Below are 16,523 nucleotides of genomic sequence, written 5' to 3'. Positions count from 1 at the left end.
CCTTTATTAAAGGGCCTGCATCAGGGCTTGCATCATCTGGTTCTCGGTCGTGATGACCTTCGAGTTCGCCTGGTAGTTGCGCTGCGAGGTCATCAGGCCGACCAGTTCCGAGGTGATGTCGACGTTCGAGCCTTCCAGCGAACCGGTATTCAGTTTGCCGGCCAGGCCTGCGCCCGGGGTGCCGTACAGGGCCAGGCCCGAAGCGGCGTTGGCTTGCCAGCTGGTGTCGCTGGTCGCGGTCAGCGCGCCTTCGTTGCCGAAGGTGGCCAGGGCGATGGTGCCCACGGTCTGCTTCTGCTCGTTGCTGTAGCGCGCCACGACCGAGCCGTCGGCCGCCAGCTCGACGCCGACGTAGTTGCCCGAGGCGTAGCCGTCGGTGCTGTTGGTGGTGCTGGTCGCTTCGCCGGCGAACTGGGTGGTGCCGGTGTAGTCGATCGAGAAAGCGATCGGCGCTGCGCCGTTGGTCGGGGTCAGGGTCAGGTTGCCGCTGTTGGTCGCTGCCGGCAGCTGGCCTTGCGCGTCGAAGGTGAGGGCCTTGGTCGTGGCCGGGGCGGCGCCGTCGAAGCCATAGTGCACGGTGACGGCATTGCTGCCGGTCTTGACGAAGTACTGCGACACGGTGTGCTGGGTGCCGAGCGAATCGTAGAGGACCGACTGCTTGACCATGTTGTAGCTCGACGGGTCGTTGGCGTTGAAGGTCGTGTTGGTCGGGACTTGCCAGTCGACCGACATGTTGCCGACGTACTTGACGCCGGTCGAAGCCTTGGCGGCGATCTGGCCGGTCGGGATCTTGATGTCGCCCATCACGCCCAGCGTGCCGTTGACGGCCGGGCCGTAGCCCTGCACCTTGCGGCCGGCGGCATCGACCAGGTTGCCGGCGTTGTCGGCCGCGAAGATGCCGACGCGGCTGTACGACATGGTGCCCTGCGAATCGCGGGTGACGAAGAAGCCGCGGCCTTCGATGGCGGCGTCGAGCGAGCGGCCGGTCGATTCGACCGAACCGTTGGTGCCGATGTTCTGGGTCAGCGAGCCGACCGAGACGCCGTTCGCCTGCTCGCCCGCGTACATGGCGGAGAAGTTGGCGCGGCTGCTTTTGAAGCCGTAGGTGCTCGAGTTGGCGATGTTGTTCGAGACGGCTTCCAGCTGTTCGTTGATGGCCTGGATACCGGAGAGGGCGATGTTGAAGCTCATGGCTGATCCTTAGATATTAGTTAGCGGCGACCTGCGAGGCCTTGCCGTTGAAACCAGTAATGGCGGACGGGTCGACGTCGCCGACGCCAGCCACCTGCAATACGACGGAGCCGGTGCTGGATAAGCGCACGCTGTTCACGGTGCCGGCGATTTCGACGGGCACGGAGGCGCCGTCGGCGGTCTGGGCCGAGATCGAGTAGCTGCCCGGTGCGAGGCCCAGGGCGCTCGGGTCGATCGTGAATGCCTGGCTGCCGGCCGAATGGAAGGGCAGCGTCATGGTGTGTGGCTGGCCGTCGACGCCGGTCAGCACCAGGTTGGTGGCGCCGGAAGCCGAAGGCAGGCTGATGCTGCCGCTGATGGCGGAACCGTCGACGCGCACGCGGTCGGTCGCGACCGACACTTGCGAACCGACCTGGCCGCCCATCGCCAGCACCTGCAGGCTTTGCAGGACGCTGGCGCTGGCGCTGGTGGTCTTGCTCAGGTTTTGCAGGGCTTCGGTTTGCGACAGCTGCGACAGCTGGTTGACGAACTGGCTCGGGTCCGACGGCGCCAGCGGATCCTGGTTGCGGATCTGGGCCACGAGCAGCTTGGTGAACATGTCCTTGTTGGCGGAGACGTCGGCGCTGGTGGCGACGGCGTCGGTGCCGGCGGCGGCGGTGTTGTTCGAGGCCGCGAGGGAATTATTGGTCAGCATGGTCTTAGCCTTCGCCCAGTTTCAGCAGCGACTGCTGCATGTTCTTGATCCGGCCCAGCACCTCGACGTTGGTCTCGAAGGCGCGCGAGGCGGACATCATGTCGGCCATTTCGGCGACCGAGTTGACGTTCGAGTAGACGACCATGCCTTCGGCGTCGGCCAGCGGATTGCCCGGCTCATACACTTTGCGCACCGGGTCGGCGCTCTGCACCACGTCGAGCACCTGCACGCGCCCGCCGGCGTCGTTTTCCATGACGGCGGCGAAGACCGGCTTGCGGGCGCGGTAGGCTTCCGCTTCCGAAGGGGCGGCGGTGTCGGCGTTGGCCAGGTTCGACGCGATCGTGTTCAGGCGCACCGACTGGGCGGCCATCGCGGAGCCGGCGATATTGGAGATGTCCTTGAAACCCATGTGATTACTGTCCCGCTTTATTGACCATTAATGGCTTTTTGCAGACCGCGCAGCTTCATGTTGATGAAGGTGAGGCTGGTCTGGAAGTCCGAAGCGTTCTGCGAGAACGCCGCCTGTTCGACGCCGATTTCGACCGTGTTGCCGTCGGCGCTGGGGTGGAAGGGCACGCGGTACAGTGCCTCGGCGCCGTCGCCCAGCGACAGCTCGCCCGCTTCCTCGGCCGCGCGCTCCTGCATCACCGCGCCGAAATCGACATCGCGCGCCGTGTAGCCGGGCGTGCTTTCGTTGGCGATGTTCGCGGCCAGCACCTTGGTACGTTCGGCGCGCACGTGCAGCGCGTCGGCGTGTAGTCCCAGTGCGTCCTTAAAATTAATCGTCATGGTCGATCCTTCGTCGGTGAACTGCAGTGTGTTTCGTTAGAATGGTTAAATCTTTGATTGCCAGGGTTGTTGCAATGATTCTTCGTACCGCTCGTCTTCTTGTCCTGCCCCTGGCGCTTGCTGGCGCGCCTGTCTTCGCTGCACCTACCGTTAGCGCCCAGGTCGAGGAAGCCGCCCGCGCCCAGCTGGAAAAGCAGGCCGCCGCTTCCAACCTGCCCGACGCCCGCTTCGAGCTGACCGTCGTGCCGCCGCGTGTCGCCGCCACCTGCAGCGGGCCGGTCGAGGTGGAAACCGTCGATACCCGGCAGCCGACCCGGATGCGCTTCGCGGTGCGCTGCCCCGGAGCCGGCGCCACTCGTCTCGAATACATCGTGCGGGCCCGCATTTCGGCATCGGTGGTGGTGCTGGCCGCGCCGGTCGCCGCAAATGAAATTCTCACGGATACACATGTTACCGTAGAGCAACGGGAGATTACCAGCATTCCGGACCCGGTAATTGATCCAAATGACGCTGTAGGCCAAACCAGCCGCAGAATGTTGCGCGCGGGCGACGTTCTACGTAACAATTCGCTATCCGCACCGGTGTTGATCAAGCGCGGCGACGCCGTCGTGATGGTGGCGCGGGTCGAAGGGATCGAAGTCAGTACGGCGGGGGAGGCGCTCGATGCCGGGGCGCGCGGCGCGACGGTTCGGGTGCGCAACAGCACCAGCGGGCAGACGGTGCGCATGCGGGTGACCGGCGCGGGGACGGTCGAACCAATCGACATGCCCCGCGCAAGCCGCTGAAAACTCAAGCGCTGATCGATCAACCGTTGCCCTGCAGCTTGCCTGCCAGGCGCGCCAGTTTGGCCGCGTAGGCCGGATCGGTGGCGTAGCCGCCTTTCGCCAGGCCCTGCGCGAACGCATGGGCGTCGTTGCCGGCGCCGATCGCGCCTTTGTAGCGCGGGTTATCGAGCAGCATTTTGGCGTAGTCGCGGAAGGCACTGGCGCCGTCCGGATACGAGCGAAAGCGCTCTTTGGTCTTCACTGCCGCGCCGCCCACGTATTCGGTAGTGGCCGATTCGGCCACGGCGCCGTCCCACTTGCCGCCGGCCTTGATGCCGAACAGGTTGTGGCTGCTGGCGCCATCGCCGCTGCGGATGGGACGCTGGCCCCAGCCCGATTCGAGGGCGGCGTGGGCCTGCACCAGTTCCGGCGCGACGCCGAGTCGATCCGCCGCTTCCTTCGCCCAGGGTGCGATGCTGTCCAGGAAGGCCTGCTGGTCTTCGTTGGTCGAGCCTTCATCGGTTTCGGGGGCTGCCAGCACCGAGGCGGCGCTGCGGTTGCGCCACAGGCTGCCCTCGGGCGTCAGCTCCGGCGCCGAGGCGCCGCCGCCGTTCTGGATGAACTCCGCGACTTCTCCCTGCACGGCGGCGAAGGCCTTGCCGAAACCGGCGCCGCCGCCGAGCGCTTCGGCTGGACGGGTCGGGGCGGTCGGCAGGGTGGCCGAGATCGACGAGGTCGAGAACTCAGCGTGGCGCATAGGTACCGTCCGAATCGTGCAGCACGCGCTGCATGGTCGTGAACTGCTCGGCCAGCAGGTTGCCGTTGCGCGTGGTCGCGCTCTTGCAGGCGACGACCAGGCGTTCCAGTTCGCTCCAGGCGGCGGCCAGTTTGGCGCGGCCCGGTTCCGGCTGGGCGGCGATGAAGCCGCTCATCGTGCCGTCGACGCCGTGCAGCGCGCGCACCAGGGCCACGCGCTGCTTGCGGCGCGCATCCATGGCGTCCAGCGCCGGCGTCAGCTCTGCGGCCAGCGCGCCCAGTTCCGCGCCCTGGTGGCGCAGCGCGGCCTGGAACTGGCGCTCCAGCAGGGCGTGAATCGATTGCGTGGCCTGCAGGTCCTGCTCGACACCGTCGACCAGGGCGGCGACCGCCTGCTGGCGGGTCATTTTGCTCATCAACGCCCCCCGTGGAAGCGCTGGATCAGGCCGGCCAGGCGCGAGGCATCGAAAGGCAGCTCGCCCTTGGCCAGCGCGTCGCGCAGTTCGGCCACGCGCGCGGCGTCGAAGTCGGGCAGGGCGGCCAGCGCCTTGGCGGCCGGTTTCAGAACTTCCGATTGCAGGACGGCGCCGGTTTCCGCCGCCGGGGCCGGGGCCGCAGCCGCCGGAGCGGGCGCATTCGTGGCGCCGCCGATTGCAGGCGCCATGGACGGCGCGCCGGTTCCAGTGATTTTCATGCGGTTACCTCGGGATTTGGATTGAATAGTCATGCTTACTTCGCCAATTGGCCGCGCAGCGACGCAGTATTGTCATTCGCGTCGCCGGCCTGTGCGGGTGCGCTGACCGAGACGCCGTCGAGCAGCTTCTCGGTGGCGCCGGGTGCGCCGAACATCGCAGCGACCGAGCGCGATTGGGCGCGGGTCAGGATCATCAGTTCGATGCGGCGGTTGATGCCGGCGTCGGTCTGCCTGGCGTCGAGCGGCGCGCGGTCGGCCATGCCCACCACCTGCAGCACGCTGTCGGTGCGCATGCCGCCCTGCAGCAGCTGGGCACGCGCGGCCATCGCGCGGTTCGACGACAGCGCCCAGTTCGACATGCCGGTCTTCTCGGCGAACTGGTACTGCACCGAGTCGGTATGGCCGACGATCAGCATCTGGTTTTCCATCTGCGCGAACAACGGGCCCATTTTCTGCAGCAGGCGCGCGAAGCGGCCGGTAGGCAGGGCGCTGCCGCGCATGAACATGCCCTGGCGGTCGGTATCGTGCAGCATCACGCGCAAGCCGTAGGGCGTGACTTCCGATTGCAGGTTGGCCGCCAGGCCCGCGTCTTCGCTCATCTTTTCCAGCTTCTTCGACAAGGCTTTGAGGTCCGCAGGGGAATCATAGGACACGCGCGCATCCGCAGTCGCACCATTGCTTTGGGCGGGGCCCGTGCCGTCGTGCATGGTCGGGAAGCGTTCGATCAGGCTGCCGCTGGGCGCGTTGGCGATTTCCGGTCGCTTGCCGGGACCCTCGAGCTGGCCGGCGGCGGCGTCCTTGGTCATGTTCTGGACCGCTTCCTTCTCGCGCGCGGCCATCAGCCACAGCACCAGAAACAGCGAGAGCAGGGCCAGGCAGAAGTCGGCGAAGGCGACTTTCCAGGCGCCGCCGTGCTCGTCATGGTCGTGCTTGCCGCCACCACGCTTGATGATGGTCTGCTCGTGATGCTTGTCGTTCAGCTTGGACACAGCTTACCCCGTCATGCGGTCGCTCGAGCGGCGCCGCTTGTTCTGCGATTCGTCGTCGCCGCCCATCGCGTTGATCCACTGTTCCAGCTGGGCGAAGCTCGGCTTCGTGTTCAGCTGGATCAGGCGGCGGCCGGCGTCGATCGCCAGCAGGGCCGGTTTGCCGGCCACGTGGGTGCACAGCACGACCTTCACGGTTTCCATGGTCGAGGCTTCGCCGTTGACCAGCTGCTTCATCATGTTCGACAGCGGGTCGAGCAGGCCGTAGCAGAAGAAGATGCCGATGAAGGTACCGACCATCGCCGCGCCGACCTTTTCCGCGATCGCGCCCGAATCGGCGCCTTCGGCCACCGAATACATCGCCATCACGATGCCGAGAACGGCGGCCAGGATGCCGAAGCCCGGCATGCCTTCGGCGATCTTGTGCAGCGACTTCGACGGCTGGGTCAGCTCTTCGTGGATTGCGTCCAGTTCCTGCTCGAGCACGCCTTCCAGTTCGTGGGCGTTGATCTTGCCCATCGCCATCAGACGGAAGTTATCGACGATGAACGCCAGCAGCTTCGGCTCTTCCAGGATGCGCGGGTAGCGCTGGAAGATGGCGCTGTCTTTCGGCGCCTCGACGTGGGCGTCGAGGGCCTTCAGGCCACCGGCGGCGAGCTGCAGCAGTTCGTACATCAGCAGCAGCAGCTGGCGCTGGAATTCCGAGTCGTGCTTTTTGCGCGACGCGATTTTCTTGAGCTGGTGCGCCATTTCGGACAGCACGTGCTTCTCGTTGCCGATCACCAGCGCGCCGAAGGCCGCGCCGACGATGATCAGGATCTCGACCGGATGCCAGATCGCGGTGGCCGTGCCGCCCATCAGCGCGAAACCGCCGAACACGCAGCCGAGCACGATGAAGATACCTAGGAATTGCTGCATGACAGGCCTTTCTGGATGAGGATCATGGTTGTTTCTTTTCTATTAACGCGCGCCGATGGCGGCTTTCATCTTGGCCAGCGCGCTCTTGTTGAGCTGGCAGACGCGGGCGTCGGACAGGTCGAGCACGGCGGCGATTTCCTTGTAGCTGAGCTCGAACTCGTAGATCATCTGGATCACGCGCTGCTCGCGCTCGCTCAGGCCTGCCAGGGCCTGTTCCAGGCTGCGCCGCAGCAGCAGCGATTCTTCCGGGCTAGGGGCGCTGTGCGCCTGCTCGGTCGCTTCCTGCAGCACTTCGTCGAAGCTCAGCATCTCTTCGGCGCCGTCGTCGAGCAGGTGCTGCCAGTACGCCTCCTGGGTGATGCCCAGCGAGTCGGCCGCTTCCTGCGGCGTCGGCTCGCGACCCAGCGTGCGGGTGAGGGCGCGCAGGCCGTCGCGCAGGCGGTGCGCATCCTGGCGCACGGCGCGCGGACGCCAGTCCTGGCGCCGCAGCTCGTCGAGGATCGCGCCGCGGATGCGCAGCGAGGCGAAGCTGCCGAAGCCGGTATCGGGCGTGCCGTAGCGGCGCAGCGCCTCGAGCAGGCCCATCAGGCCGATCTGCTCCATGTCCTCGCGCGACATCGCGCCCACCTGCGAATTCAACTGGCGCACGATGCGCTTCACCAGCGGCGTGTAGGCCACCAGGTGCTGCTGCTCCTCGCGCGGGCTCATGCCGGCGCCGGCGGCTGCCTCCTGGTATTCGCTGGCGCAGGAAGCGTCGAGGTAGTCGGCTGAATAGGCCATTCGGTCCCCGGGCCTTATTCGACGATCAGCTTGCCGATCATGACTTCGCCGAACGGCTTTTCCCGGTCGTCGCTGGCATAACTGGCATCGAAGGTCTTGTTCAGCTGGGCGGCGTACTGCTCGACGGTCATGCTCGAGGCTTCGGCCAGCGTGTGGGAGGACAGCGTACGCACGGCCACCGCGCGCAGCAGCGGCAGGTGCGCCTTGGTTTCCTTTTCACCCTTGTCGTCGGTGGCCAGCACCAGGTCGGTCGACAGGTAGTGGTTGACGGTTTCGTTCGGGCTGCGCTTGAGCATCACGATCACTTTGTCGAGGGTGACGTACTTGACCGGCTTGTCCGACTTTTCCTTCTTCGGCTCGGCGTGGGCGGTCTTCTCGGTGCCGGCGACGGCTTCCTGCGACTTCATGTACATCATGGCGCCGCCTGCCGCACCCGCAGCGACGAGCACGACGGCGAAAACGCCGAGAATCATCTTGAGCTTGCTGTTCATTGTTCGTTCTAAATGGTTAAGCGCCAGGTTAAGTAAAACCGTGGCCGCGTCCGTTCAGCGAGAACGGGGAAGATCCGGTATTCGCTTCGGCCAGGGCTTCGCCCGGACCTTGTTCCTGCTGGCGGCCATCCTGCTGGCGGCCGCGGCCATCGCCGCCTGCGAACATCGGCGTATTGTTCGCACCCGCCGCGCCGCGTGGCGCCGGGGCGATGTTGACCGAGACGTCGCTGAACTGGCGCTGGGCCAGGTCGTTGCGCAAGCCTTCGCTGACGGTCTGCAGCTGGCGCAGCACTTCGCCGTGCGTCGCCGAGATGTGCACCTCGAGCGAACCGGCGCTGTGGCGGATCGCGATCTCGACGCGGCCCAGCATCGGCGGTTCGAGGCGGATCACGGCCTGATCGGCGCTCTTGCCGACTTGTAGCTGGAGGCGCTCGCCGAGCGCTTCCTGCAGGGTCTGGCGCCACGCGGTCGGGGGACCCGACAGCGTGACCGTATCGCCCGTGCGCTGGGCTGCGCCCGGCGCCGGTGCGGCCACGCCGAAGCTGTTCGCCGCCGTGCGGTCGAGTGCGGGAGCGCTTTGTTCCTGCGCCGCGTCGGCATTGGCATTGACGGCCAGCGCTTCGGCCGGCAGGGCGGCTGCGGCAGGCTTCGCCGCGGCGCTTGCCGCCGCCTCGACGGAAGCGCGCGCCACGGGCATGGCAGCCGGCAGGGCGGCCAGTTCGATCTTGCCTTCGCGGCCTTGGCCAGCCGGGGCGGCCTGCTGCGAAGTTCCGGTATCGGCAACCGGTGCCGATTCTTTAGGGGCCGGCACGCCAGGCAGTGCGGCGACGACGGCCGCCAGCGTGGCTTGTGCGACCGGCATCAGCGGCATGGCCATGGCCATCGCGCCCAGCAGGGGCGTGTCGGCGGCAGCCTGCTCATCGGCCGGAGCGTCGGTTTCCAGCGGCGCGGTTTCGACAGGCGCAGCCGGCGCCTCGGCGATTGGCGCCGCCAGCGGGTCCAGTCCGAGCCATTGGGCGAAGCCGAGCGCAGGCTGGGCCGCGGCCGGCTGCGTGCCGTCCGCCGGCGCCGGTGCCGCGCCTGCCGCGTCGATGGTCGCAGCGGCAGGCGCCGCGGCGTCGCTGGCGGCGGCAGGCGCGGCGCTCCTGGCCGACGCGGCCGGCTGGTTCAGTTGGGTCAGGGTCAGGTTCATTCTTGGTATCCGGCAGGTTCCGTCTCGCTGGCGAGCGCATACGCCATCCAGCCATCCTTGTTGTTACGCATGTCGGCAAGGCGCAGGGCGAGCGTGTCGAGCGCTTCGCCGCAGGCGGCCGCGGCGCCGTCGTGGACCGCGCGCAGCTGCGCCAGCGCAGCCAGTTCGCCGCGGGTCCAGGCACCGCGCTCGCGCAGGTTTGACAACTGCGGTGCCAGCGCGCGGGCGAGGGCGCCGAGGCGTTCCCAGTCGCGCGCGGCGGCCGCATCCTTGATGGCGGCGGCCAGCTTGCCGATCGCCGCGCTCCTAGGCATTCCGTTCCTGCACGCCTTGCCAGCCCTGGCGGATCGTGGTCAGCACGCCGACCACTTCGTCGACCATGGCCGGATCCATCTTGATGCCGGCGCCCTGCAGGCGCGACGAGCAGAAGTCGTACAGGTTGGCCAGGTTGGCGACGACTTCGCCGCCCTGCTCGAAGTCGAGCGAGCTCGACAGGCCGTTGATGATTTCGCAGCATTTGTCGATGCCGGCCGCTTTTTGTTCGTAACGCTTGCCGACGATGTGGCCGCGCACGCGCGCCAGCTCGTCGAGCAGGCCGTCGGTCAGCAGCAGCACCAGCTCGACCGGGGTCGCGCGCGAGGTCTGGGAATCGAGGTTGACCGCGTGATAATTGCCGTAGGCTTCTTGATAGGACATGGCTATGAGTTTAGTCTTTTGAGCTGCTGAACAAAGCGTCGAACAGCGAGGTGTTATAGGACATATTGCTTTGAACGGACTGCAGTTGGGTGAACTGCTTCAGGTAGCGCGCATAGGCGCCGTCGTACTGTTTGTCGAGCGCGGTTTGCCGATCCGCCAACTCGTCCTGCAGCTTGCTGACGGCATCCTTGCGGGTGCCGATCTGGCCGTTGGCGCTGTTGGTCCAGAGCTTCAGGTAGCTGTCGAGCTGGCCGGCGATGCCGCTCGGCGCGGTCGCCGCGCTGCTGCCGATCAGGGTGTCGAGGCCGGTCGGATCGGCCGCCAGCGCCTTCGTCAGGCGCGTGCTGTCCAGGCTCAGCGTGCCCTGGCGGTTGGCGGTAATGCCGAAGTTCGCCAGCGTCGTGGCGCCGGTGTTGCGCAGCAGGTTGACCAGGCGGTCGCGCAGGGCGCGCACGCCGCTGTCGCCGGCGAAGGCGCCGGCCGCGCCGCCGCTTTCCGGGTCGCCCGGGCTGACCAGGCCGTCGATCGCCGACTTCAGCTTGTTGTAGGCATCGACGAAGGCCTGGGCGTTCGCGCTCGTCTTCGAGGCGTCCGAGGCCACCGTCAGCGTGACCGGGGCGCTGCCTGCGGTCTGCGCTTTCGAGACCGTCATGGTGACGCCGTCGATCACGTTGAAGGTGTTGCTCGGCTGGGTGATGGCCGTGCCGGTGCTGGAGCCGACGCGCACGACGGCGTCGAGCGCCTGCGCCAGTTCGGTCGGCGCCGCGCCCAGCTTGGCCGTCAGGCCGGCGTCGGCGCCCGTGCTGCTCACGGTGATCTTGTTGGCCAGGCCGGTCGTCTTCGAAGTCAGCACCAGTTCCGAGGTGGAGCCGGTGGTGACCACGGCCGCCGACACGCTGGTGTTGCCGGTCGCGCCATTGATGGCCGCGGCCAGGTCGCGGGTGGTCCAGGTGGCCTTGGCGCTCAGGTCGATGTTGAACGAGTTCGTGCCCGCGCCCAGGGTCAGCGAACCGCCGCCGGCAAAGTCGGTCATGCCGCCGTACGAGACCTTGTGCGCGCTGGCGACCTGCTCGACGAAGAAGCTGTAGGTGCCGGCGGCAGCAGTCGCCGAGGCGGTGGCGCTGGCGATGCCCGTGTCGCTGAAGACGGCGCTGTTGGCGGAAATCGTCTTGTTCAGGCCCGTCAGGTTGGCCAGGCTGCTCTGGAAGGTGTTCAGCGCGGTGCCCAGCGTGGACAGGCCTTTTTCGGTAGCCGAGGCCTGCGTGGTCTGGCGCGTCAGGATGGTCTGGCGACCGGACGTGAAGGCTTCGGCCAGGGCTTGCGCGGTGGTCGTCGGATCGTAGGTGTTGGTAATGCCTGCCATATTGTTCTCCTTGAGGTCCGGTTATGCCCGGCCCGCCAGCCATGACTGGGTGGCGATGTCGTCTTCGCGCTTGCGGGCGGCACGATCCTGCTCGCGCGCCAGCGCGTCCTGCTGTTGCTCGAGCACCTTGCCGAGCAGTTCGCGGCGCGTCCATGCCTGCGCCAGATTGCGTTGCGAGACCGCCATGTTCGCCTCGTGCAGCTGGAGGTCGGTGCGGTGGGTGTCGGCCAGCGCGAACACGGCCTGCTTGTACTGGCCGCAGTTGAGCGCCAGCGCAGGAGGCAGGCGTCCGGATGCGCCGCTGCCTTCGGCCAGCGAATGCAGGCGTTCGAGGTTGGCGGCGTAGCGGGCGCGCGTCGCTTCCTGGCGCGCGAGTTCCGTCTGCAGCTTGTCGACTTCGCTGCTGCGCAGCTGGACCAGCGTGCCTAAACTATGAATCTGGTCGCGGCGGCTCATTTACGTAACCTCATTGCATCATCCCCTGCAGCTGCGTCACGCAGGTGTCGAGCGGCGCGCCTTCGCGCGTGCCCTGGCACAGGAAGTTTTCGATATGCGGATGCAGTTTCACCGCGCGGTCGGTCTCCGGATCCGCGCCCGGCGTATAGGCGCCGAGCGGAATCAGGTCGCGCACGCGCGCATGCCTGGCCATCGTCGCCTTGAGCTTGCGCGCCGCATTCGCATGTTCGGGCGTGACCACCTGCGCCATGCAGCGGCTGATCGACTGGGCGACGTCGATTGCCGGATAGTGGCCGCGCTCGGCCAGTTCGCGCGTCAGCACGATGTGGCCGTCCAGGATCGCGCGTGCCGTGTCGACCACCGGATCCTGCTGGTCGTCGCCCTCGGCCAGCACGGTATAGATCGCGCTCATGCTGCCCTTCGGGTTTTCGCCGTTGCCGGCCGATTCGACCAGCTGCGGCAGGTTCGAGAACACCGAGGGCGGATAGCCGCGCGTGGCCGGCGGTTCGCCCAGCGAGAGCGCGACTTCGCGCAGCGCCATCGCATAGCGGGTCAGCGAATCGCACAGCAGCAGCACGTTCTGGCCGCGGTCGCGGAAGTGGGCCGCGATCGAGTGGCACAGTTCAGTCGCCATCACGCGCATCATCGGCGATTCGTCGGCCGGGGCCAGGACCAAGACCGCGCGCTTCAGGCCTTCGGGGCCCAGCGACTTCTCGACGAATTCGCGCACCTCGCGGTTACGCTCGCCGATCAGGCCGACCACGATCACGTCGGCCACGGTCTGGCGCGTGATCAGGCCGAGCAGCACCGATTTACCGACGCCGGAACCGGCCATCAGGCCGACGCGCTGGCCTTTACCCAGCGTCAGCATCGAGTTAATGGCGCGCACGCCGACGTCGAGCGGCTCGTCGACCGGGGTCTTGCGCAGCGGGTTGACCTTCGGCGGCGTGAAATTCAGCGGCTGGTCGCCGCCGAGTTTTCCGAGGCCGTCGATCTCTTCGCCCAGGCCGTTGACCATGCGGCCCAGCCAGGACGGACCGACCATCAGGCTCGCCGCATTCTTCTCGGGCAGCACGCGTGCGCCGGTCGCCAGGCCATTGGCCTTCTTGAACGGCATCAGGTAGGAGACCTTGTCGCGAAAGCCCACGACCTGGGCGTCGAGCCAGCCGCCGTCGTTCAGTTCGACGCGGCAGCGCTGGCCCGTGTGCAGCTTGCAGCCGACGGACTCCAGCAGCAGGCCTTGGGCGCCGACCAGGCGGCCGGTCGGCGTGGCGACCGGCACCGCATCGATGTCGAGCGAGCGCAGGGTGTCGAGCAGGGCCGTCATTCCTTGCCTCCTTCGGTCGCCTCGACGGCGTCGCGCACCTGGTCCATGCAGGCGGCCAGGCGGCCCTGGCAGCCGGCGTCGACTTCATGGTCGCCGGCCTTGACGCGGATCTCGCCCGGCGCCAGCGAAGGATCGGCCAGCAGGCTCCACTTCTTGACGCGCTTCGGATCGAGCTCGGAGACGCGCTTGAGTTCTTCGGGATTCATCAGCACTTCGACCGCGTCGCGCGCCGGCGGCATCGCGGCCAGCGCCTCGTCGACCAGGGCCAGCAGCTGGGTCGGCTGCAGCGCCAGTTCGGCGCGGATCACCTGGCGCGCGATCTTGCCGACCAGGTCCACGACTTCCTTGCGCTGGGCGGCCTTGAAATCGCTCTTCAGTTTTTTCAGTGCCTTGAGTGCGTTGTCGACTGGTTTGCCGATCTGCTCCAGATGGGCGAGCGCCTGGGCGCGGCCTTCTTCCAGGCCGCGTTCGAGTCCCTCGGCGTGGCCGCGCGCGAAGCCTTCGGCCTGCGCGGCCTCGTAGCCGGCGTCATAGCCGTCCTGCTGGCCCTGGCGGTAGCCGGCGGCCAGCGCGCTGTCCCAGTCTTCCTGCGAGGGCGCGCCCTCGCCGCTGGCGGGCAGGGTGCCGCTCGCAGCGCGGACCTGGTGCAGGGGCGGGAAGTGATAGGGGCGGAACTGCTTCATTCAGCAGTAGCCTCGGCGAACAGCTGCACGTCGATCTCGCCGGCGTCGGCCAGCGCCTTCACGGCAACCATGATGTCCTTGCGCGTCTGCTCGATGCGCGACATCGGCACCGGACCCGAACGGCGCATCAGGTCCTCGAAGGATTGCGCCTGGCGCTTCGGCATCGCCGACAGGATGGCGTCGCGCAGGGCCGGCTCGGCGCCCTTCAATGCGATGGCCCACTGCTCGAGCGGAATGTCGTCGAGCAGGCGCGTGATGACCTGTTCGGTCTGGCGCGACAGGATGAAGAAGTCGTACATCGACATCTCGATCTGCGACACCACTTCCGGATCGTGGGCGCGCAGCAGTTCGACCATGCCGGCGCGGTTGTTCGGCAGGCGGTTCAGGATCTCGGCGACCTGGCGCACGCCTTCGACGCTCGCACTCTGGGTGTCGAGCGCGGACAGGCAGCGCGTGACCAGGTCTTCGAGTTCCTGCAGCAGGTCGCGGTCGATCTCGTCCAGGCGCGCCAGGTTCAGCAACACCAGGTCGCGGCTCTGTTCCGGCAGGCCTTCGATGATCTGGCCGGCCAGCGCCGGGGCCAGGAAGGCGAGGAACACGGCCTGCATCTGCACGTGTTCGTGCGAGATGAATTCGGCCAGCCACTTCGGCGACGCGTACTGCAGGCGCGCCATCATCGGACGGATCGCGTCGCCGTAGATCGTGTTCAGCACGCTGTTGGCGATGTCGCTGCCCAGCGCCAGGTCGAGCGAGCGCTTCAGGTAGGTACGCGAAGCGCCGTGCAGGCCACTCTGCTCGCGGTAGTCGTCGAAGAAATTCTGGACCGCGTATTTCACGGAATCGACCTTGATGCCGCTCATGCGCGACATGACTTGCGTCAGTTCGATCAGTTCGTCGCGCTCGAGGCAGCGCAGCACGGCAGCCGCCGGCTCTTCGCCGATCGACAGCAGGACGATCGCAGCTTGCTCGACCGGGGTCAGCACGACGCCCTCGGCGTTATTGTTCAGTTCGGCCATGTTTTTTCTGCACCCATTGTTTGACGACTTCGGCAACGCGCTCCGGCTCTTTACCGGCAAGCACTTTGAGGTGATCGACCATCACATCCACGGCGGAACCCGCAGGCGGCAGATCATAGTTTTCGAGCAGCGGCACGACGGCGGCGACGCCGCTGCCGGCAGGCGCCGCGACGGCAGCAGCAGCCGGGGCATTCGCCAGCGCAGGCGCCGCGGCTGCATTCGGCAGGGCGGCGGCTGCAGCGGCTGCACCGGCCGCGCCTGGTGCCGGCAGGGCCGGTGCCATGCGGGCGGTGATCGTGCGCAGCATCGGACGCGCCAGCAGCAGGTAGCCGAACAGGGCGCCGAGGATCCACAGGCCGTAGCGCGTGGCGTCGACGATGGTGTCGCGCTCCTGGTACCACGGCTCGACCGGGGCGGCTGCCGGGAAGGTGAGGGCGGAGACTGCCAGCACGTCGCCGCGCGCCTGGTCGATGCCCAGGCCGCCGCGCAGGATCTTGTCGATGTTCGCCAGTTCGGCCGGGGTAAAACCAGCCTTGGCGTTGGCCGCGCTGGCGTTGTTCAGCACCACGGCGACGGACAGCTTGCGCAGGCGGCCGCGCGAACGCTTGATCTGGGTGATCGCGCGGTCGTACGCATACTGGCGGGTGGTCGCGTTCTTGCGCGAGTTGGCGTTGTCGGCAGGCTTGTCGGCAGCCGGGGCGCCATCGGCGCCTGGCGCCGCAGGCGTGGCCGGTGCGGCCTGCTCGGGCGGACGGTTCGACAGCGTACCCGGCACGCCCATCGCGAGGCGGCTCTTCTCCAGCTCTTCGCGCATCGCTTCGCTGGTGACCTTCGGCGCTTCGCCGTATTTTTCCTGGGTTTCTTCGATCTTGTCGTTGTCGATGTCGGCGGTGACGCTGACCTTGAAGTTGTTCGCGCCCAGCACCGGGCCAAGCAGTTCCATGACGTTGGCGCGCACTTCGTTCGACACGCGCAGCGCGGCGGCGTCGCCCTGGGCGGCGCCGTCGAAGCCTTCGGTCAGATCGACGCGCGAGGACAGGTAGTTACCGTTCTGGTCGACCAGCGACACGCGGCTTGGGCTCAGGCTGGCGACGCTGCCCGAAACCATATTCACGATGGCGGCGATCTGCTCGTTGCCCAGGGTGCGGCCAGGCTTGGTTGCGATTACGACCGAGGCCGAGCTCTGGTCCGAGGCGCCGGCGACAAACGAATTGGTCTTGGCGATCGCCAGGTGCACGCGCGCCGACGCGATCGCGTCCAGCGTCAGGATGCTCTGCGCCAGCTCGCCTTCCAGGCCGCGGCGGAAGCGCACGTCCTGCACGAACTGCGACACGCCCAGCGGGTCGTTCTTGTCCATCAGTTCCAGGCCGGCCGGCAGCTGCGCGGTCACGCCCTTGGCGGCGAGCAGCATGCGCACCTTGCCCAGTTCGTTCGACGGCACCATGACCTGGCCGCTGTCCGGGTGGATGCGGTAAGGGATGTGTTCGGCTTCCAGCACGGTCATCATATCGCTGGCGGCGACTTTTTCGCGCGCGCCGAAGACCGGCTTGTAGTTGGCCTGGTCCTGCCACATGAACATCATGACGGCGGCGGTAATCACGATCGCCAGCACCAGCAGGGGAGTCAGGTTGTTGCGCAGCGCCGGCGGCAGGCCGGGCAGGGCGCCGAGCTTGCCGGCACCGAAAGCATTCTTGAGTTTCGAAATCACGTTGTGAGTATCCGTTTAT

Annotated in this window: 21 protein-coding genes; 1 reads left to right on the top strand and 20 read right to left on the bottom strand. The window is 67.1% G+C overall.

Annotation, left to right across the window (positions count from 1 at the left end):
• Window positions 1-6: 6 nt before the first annotated feature.
• Genes ACFPQ5_RS01005 through flgB form a run of 4 tightly spaced genes read right to left on the bottom strand, consistent with a single transcriptional unit; the run spans window position 7 to window position 2,674 of the window.
• The gene (locus tag ACFPQ5_RS01005; protein WP_379751019.1) at window positions 7-1,191 is read right to left on the bottom strand and encodes a flagellar hook protein FlgE; all 1,185 of its coding nucleotides are present in this window, start codon (window positions 1,189-1,191) and stop codon (window positions 7-9) included.
• A gap of 16 nt (window positions 1,192-1,207) precedes the next feature.
• Window positions 1,208-1,885: a flagellar hook capping FlgD N-terminal domain-containing protein gene (locus ACFPQ5_RS01000; RefSeq protein WP_379751017.1), complete on the bottom strand. Its 678-nt coding sequence runs from the start codon at window positions 1,883-1,885 to the stop codon at window positions 1,208-1,210.
• A gap of 4 nt (window positions 1,886-1,889) precedes the next feature.
• Complete coding sequence (gene flgC / locus ACFPQ5_RS00995) at window positions 1,890-2,294, bottom strand: flagellar basal body rod protein FlgC (protein ID WP_379751015.1); 405 nt, start codon at window positions 2,292-2,294, stop codon at window positions 1,890-1,892.
• Window positions 2,295-2,311: 17 nt separating this feature from the next.
• A complete protein-coding gene (gene flgB, locus ACFPQ5_RS00990; RefSeq protein WP_136220199.1) occupies window positions 2,312-2,674 on the bottom strand; it encodes a flagellar basal body rod protein FlgB in 363 nt (120 codons plus the stop codon).
• A 74-nt stretch (window positions 2,675-2,748) separates the two neighbouring features.
• On the opposite strand from flgB, the gene flgA reads away from it, so the two are divergent.
• Window positions 2,749-3,459 carry a flagellar basal body P-ring formation chaperone FlgA gene (flgA, locus tag ACFPQ5_RS00985; protein WP_379751013.1) on the top strand — a complete coding sequence of 237 codons (711 nt, stop codon included), beginning with the start codon at window positions 2,749-2,751 and terminating at the stop codon, window positions 3,457-3,459.
• 19 nt (window positions 3,460-3,478) lie between these two features.
• Here the strand turns inward: flgA and flgJ are convergent, their stop codons facing one another.
• Genes flgJ through fliF form a run of 16 tightly spaced genes read right to left on the bottom strand, consistent with a single transcriptional unit; the run spans window position 3,479 to window position 16,504 of the window.
• On the bottom strand, window positions 3,479-4,195 hold the full coding sequence (gene flgJ / locus ACFPQ5_RS00980; protein ID WP_379751011.1) for a flagellar assembly peptidoglycan hydrolase FlgJ: 717 nt from the start codon (window positions 4,193-4,195) through the stop codon (window positions 3,479-3,481).
• On the bottom strand, window positions 4,182-4,610 hold the full coding sequence (locus ACFPQ5_RS00975) for a flagellar protein FlgN (protein ID WP_379751009.1): 429 nt from the start codon (window positions 4,608-4,610) through the stop codon (window positions 4,182-4,184). Before ACFPQ5_RS00975 ends, flgJ begins: the two co-directional genes overlap by 14 nt.
• Window positions 4,610-4,888, bottom strand: coding sequence for a flagellar biosynthesis anti-sigma factor FlgM (flgM, locus tag ACFPQ5_RS00970; protein ID WP_379751007.1), 279 nt, complete (start codon window positions 4,886-4,888; stop codon window positions 4,610-4,612). Before flgM ends, ACFPQ5_RS00975 begins: the two co-directional genes overlap by 1 nt.
• A 35-nt stretch (window positions 4,889-4,923) precedes the next feature.
• Entirely contained in the window at window positions 4,924-5,877 is a 954-nt protein-coding gene (locus ACFPQ5_RS00965) for a flagellar motor protein MotB (RefSeq protein WP_379751005.1), read from the bottom strand.
• Window positions 5,878-5,880: 3 nt separating this feature from the next.
• A complete protein-coding gene (motA, locus tag ACFPQ5_RS00960) occupies window positions 5,881-6,792 on the bottom strand; it encodes a flagellar motor stator protein MotA (RefSeq protein ID WP_379751003.1) in 912 nt (303 codons plus the stop codon).
• Window positions 6,793-6,834: 42 nt separating this feature from the next.
• Window positions 6,835-7,572 carry a FliA/WhiG family RNA polymerase sigma factor gene (locus ACFPQ5_RS00955; protein WP_379751001.1) on the bottom strand — a complete coding sequence of 246 codons (738 nt, stop codon included), beginning with the start codon at window positions 7,570-7,572 and terminating at the stop codon, window positions 6,835-6,837.
• 14 nt (window positions 7,573-7,586) lie between these two features.
• Complete coding sequence (locus tag ACFPQ5_RS00950) at window positions 7,587-8,063, bottom strand: flagellar basal body-associated FliL family protein (protein ID WP_379750998.1); 477 nt, start codon at window positions 8,061-8,063, stop codon at window positions 7,587-7,589.
• 28 nt (window positions 8,064-8,091) lie between these two features.
• Window positions 8,092-9,255, bottom strand: a complete 1,164-nt coding sequence (locus tag ACFPQ5_RS00945; RefSeq protein WP_379750996.1) for a flagellar hook-length control protein FliK — start codon at window positions 9,253-9,255, stop codon at window positions 8,092-8,094.
• The gene (locus tag ACFPQ5_RS00940) at window positions 9,252-9,569 is read right to left on the bottom strand and encodes a hypothetical protein (RefSeq protein WP_379750994.1); all 318 of its coding nucleotides are present in this window, start codon (window positions 9,567-9,569) and stop codon (window positions 9,252-9,254) included. Before ACFPQ5_RS00940 ends, ACFPQ5_RS00945 begins: the two co-directional genes overlap by 4 nt.
• Window positions 9,562-9,951 carry a flagellar export chaperone FliS gene (gene fliS / locus ACFPQ5_RS00935; RefSeq protein ID WP_379750992.1) on the bottom strand — a complete coding sequence of 130 codons (390 nt, stop codon included), beginning with the start codon at window positions 9,949-9,951 and terminating at the stop codon, window positions 9,562-9,564. The genes ACFPQ5_RS00940 and fliS overlap by 8 nt, the downstream gene beginning before the upstream one ends.
• 10 nt (window positions 9,952-9,961) lie before the next feature.
• Entirely contained in the window at window positions 9,962-11,314 is a 1,353-nt protein-coding gene (gene fliD / locus ACFPQ5_RS00930) for a flagellar filament capping protein FliD (RefSeq protein ID WP_379750990.1), read from the bottom strand.
• Between the two features lie 21 nt (window positions 11,315-11,335).
• A complete protein-coding gene (locus ACFPQ5_RS00925) occupies window positions 11,336-11,770 on the bottom strand; it encodes a flagellar FliJ family protein (RefSeq protein WP_379750987.1) in 435 nt (144 codons plus the stop codon).
• Between the two features lie 10 nt (window positions 11,771-11,780).
• On the bottom strand, window positions 11,781-13,097 hold the full coding sequence (fliI, locus tag ACFPQ5_RS00920) for a flagellar protein export ATPase FliI (RefSeq protein WP_379750985.1): 1,317 nt from the start codon (window positions 13,095-13,097) through the stop codon (window positions 11,781-11,783).
• Window positions 13,094-13,780, bottom strand: a complete 687-nt coding sequence (gene fliH, locus ACFPQ5_RS00915; RefSeq protein ID WP_379750983.1) for a flagellar assembly protein FliH — start codon at window positions 13,778-13,780, stop codon at window positions 13,094-13,096. The genes fliI and fliH overlap by 4 nt, the downstream gene beginning before the upstream one ends.
• Entirely contained in the window at window positions 13,777-14,796 is a 1,020-nt protein-coding gene (locus ACFPQ5_RS00910; RefSeq protein ID WP_136220183.1) for a FliG C-terminal domain-containing protein, read from the bottom strand. Before ACFPQ5_RS00910 ends, fliH begins: the two co-directional genes overlap by 4 nt.
• Window positions 14,777-16,504 carry a flagellar basal-body MS-ring/collar protein FliF gene (gene fliF, locus ACFPQ5_RS00905; RefSeq protein WP_379750981.1) on the bottom strand — a complete coding sequence of 576 codons (1,728 nt, stop codon included), beginning with the start codon at window positions 16,502-16,504 and terminating at the stop codon, window positions 14,777-14,779. Before fliF ends, ACFPQ5_RS00910 begins: the two co-directional genes overlap by 20 nt.
• Window positions 16,505-16,523: the final 19 nt, after the last annotated feature.

This window comes from Massilia suwonensis (genome assembly GCF_042655665.1).
Classification (GTDB): Bacteria; Pseudomonadota; Gammaproteobacteria; order Burkholderiales; family Burkholderiaceae_D; genus Telluria; species Telluria suwonensis.
The sequence above is the reverse complement of the archived record's forward strand: the minus strand, read 5'-3'. Positions and strand labels throughout refer to the sequence as shown.

Excerpts from the sequence above, each read along its gene's own strand:
- ACFPQ5_RS00910 (WP_136220183.1), bottom strand. The coding sequence starts at position 14,796 with ATGGCCGAACTGAACAATAACGCCGAGGGCGTCGTGCTGACCCCGGTC.
- motA (WP_379751003.1), bottom strand. The coding sequence starts at position 6,792 with ATGCAGCAATTCCTAGGTATCTTCATCGTGCTCGGCTGCGTGTTCGGC.
- fliS (WP_379750992.1), bottom strand. The coding sequence starts at position 9,951 with ATGTCCTATCAAGAAGCCTACGGCAATTATCACGCGGTCAACCTCGAT.
- ACFPQ5_RS00950 (WP_379750998.1), bottom strand. The coding sequence starts at position 8,063 with ATGAACAGCAAGCTCAAGATGATTCTCGGCGTTTTCGCCGTCGTGCTC.
- ACFPQ5_RS01005 (WP_379751019.1), bottom strand. The coding sequence starts at position 1,191 with ATGAGCTTCAACATCGCCCTCTCCGGTATCCAGGCCATCAACGAACAG.
- flgA (WP_379751013.1), top strand. The coding sequence starts at position 2,749 with ATGATTCTTCGTACCGCTCGTCTTCTTGTCCTGCCCCTGGCGCTTGCT.
- flgC (WP_379751015.1), bottom strand. The coding sequence starts at position 2,294 with ATGGGTTTCAAGGACATCTCCAATATCGCCGGCTCCGCGATGGCCGCC.
- flgM (WP_379751007.1), bottom strand. The coding sequence starts at position 4,888 with ATGAAAATCACTGGAACCGGCGCGCCGTCCATGGCGCCTGCAATCGGC.
- fliD (WP_379750990.1), bottom strand. The coding sequence starts at position 11,314 with ATGGCAGGCATTACCAACACCTACGATCCGACGACCACCGCGCAAGCC.
- ACFPQ5_RS00945 (WP_379750996.1), bottom strand. The coding sequence starts at position 9,255 with ATGAACCTGACCCTGACCCAACTGAACCAGCCGGCCGCGTCGGCCAGG.
- ACFPQ5_RS01000 (WP_379751017.1), bottom strand. The coding sequence starts at position 1,885 with ATGCTGACCAATAATTCCCTCGCGGCCTCGAACAACACCGCCGCCGCC.
- ACFPQ5_RS00925 (WP_379750987.1), bottom strand. The coding sequence starts at position 11,770 with ATGAGCCGCCGCGACCAGATTCATAGTTTAGGCACGCTGGTCCAGCTG.
- flgB (WP_136220199.1), bottom strand. The coding sequence starts at position 2,674 with ATGACGATTAATTTTAAGGACGCACTGGGACTACACGCCGACGCGCTG.
- fliH (WP_379750983.1), bottom strand. The coding sequence starts at position 13,780 with ATGAAGCAGTTCCGCCCCTATCACTTCCCGCCCCTGCACCAGGTCCGC.
- fliI (WP_379750985.1), bottom strand. The coding sequence starts at position 13,097 with ATGACGGCCCTGCTCGACACCCTGCGCTCGCTCGACATCGATGCGGTG.
- ACFPQ5_RS00955 (WP_379751001.1), bottom strand. The coding sequence starts at position 7,572 with ATGGCCTATTCAGCCGACTACCTCGACGCTTCCTGCGCCAGCGAATAC.
- ACFPQ5_RS00940 (WP_379750994.1), bottom strand. The coding sequence starts at position 9,569 with ATGCCTAGGAGCGCGGCGATCGGCAAGCTGGCCGCCGCCATCAAGGAT.
- flgJ (WP_379751011.1), bottom strand. The coding sequence starts at position 4,195 with ATGCGCCACGCTGAGTTCTCGACCTCGTCGATCTCGGCCACCCTGCCG.
- ACFPQ5_RS00975 (WP_379751009.1), bottom strand. The coding sequence starts at position 4,610 with ATGAGCAAAATGACCCGCCAGCAGGCGGTCGCCGCCCTGGTCGACGGT.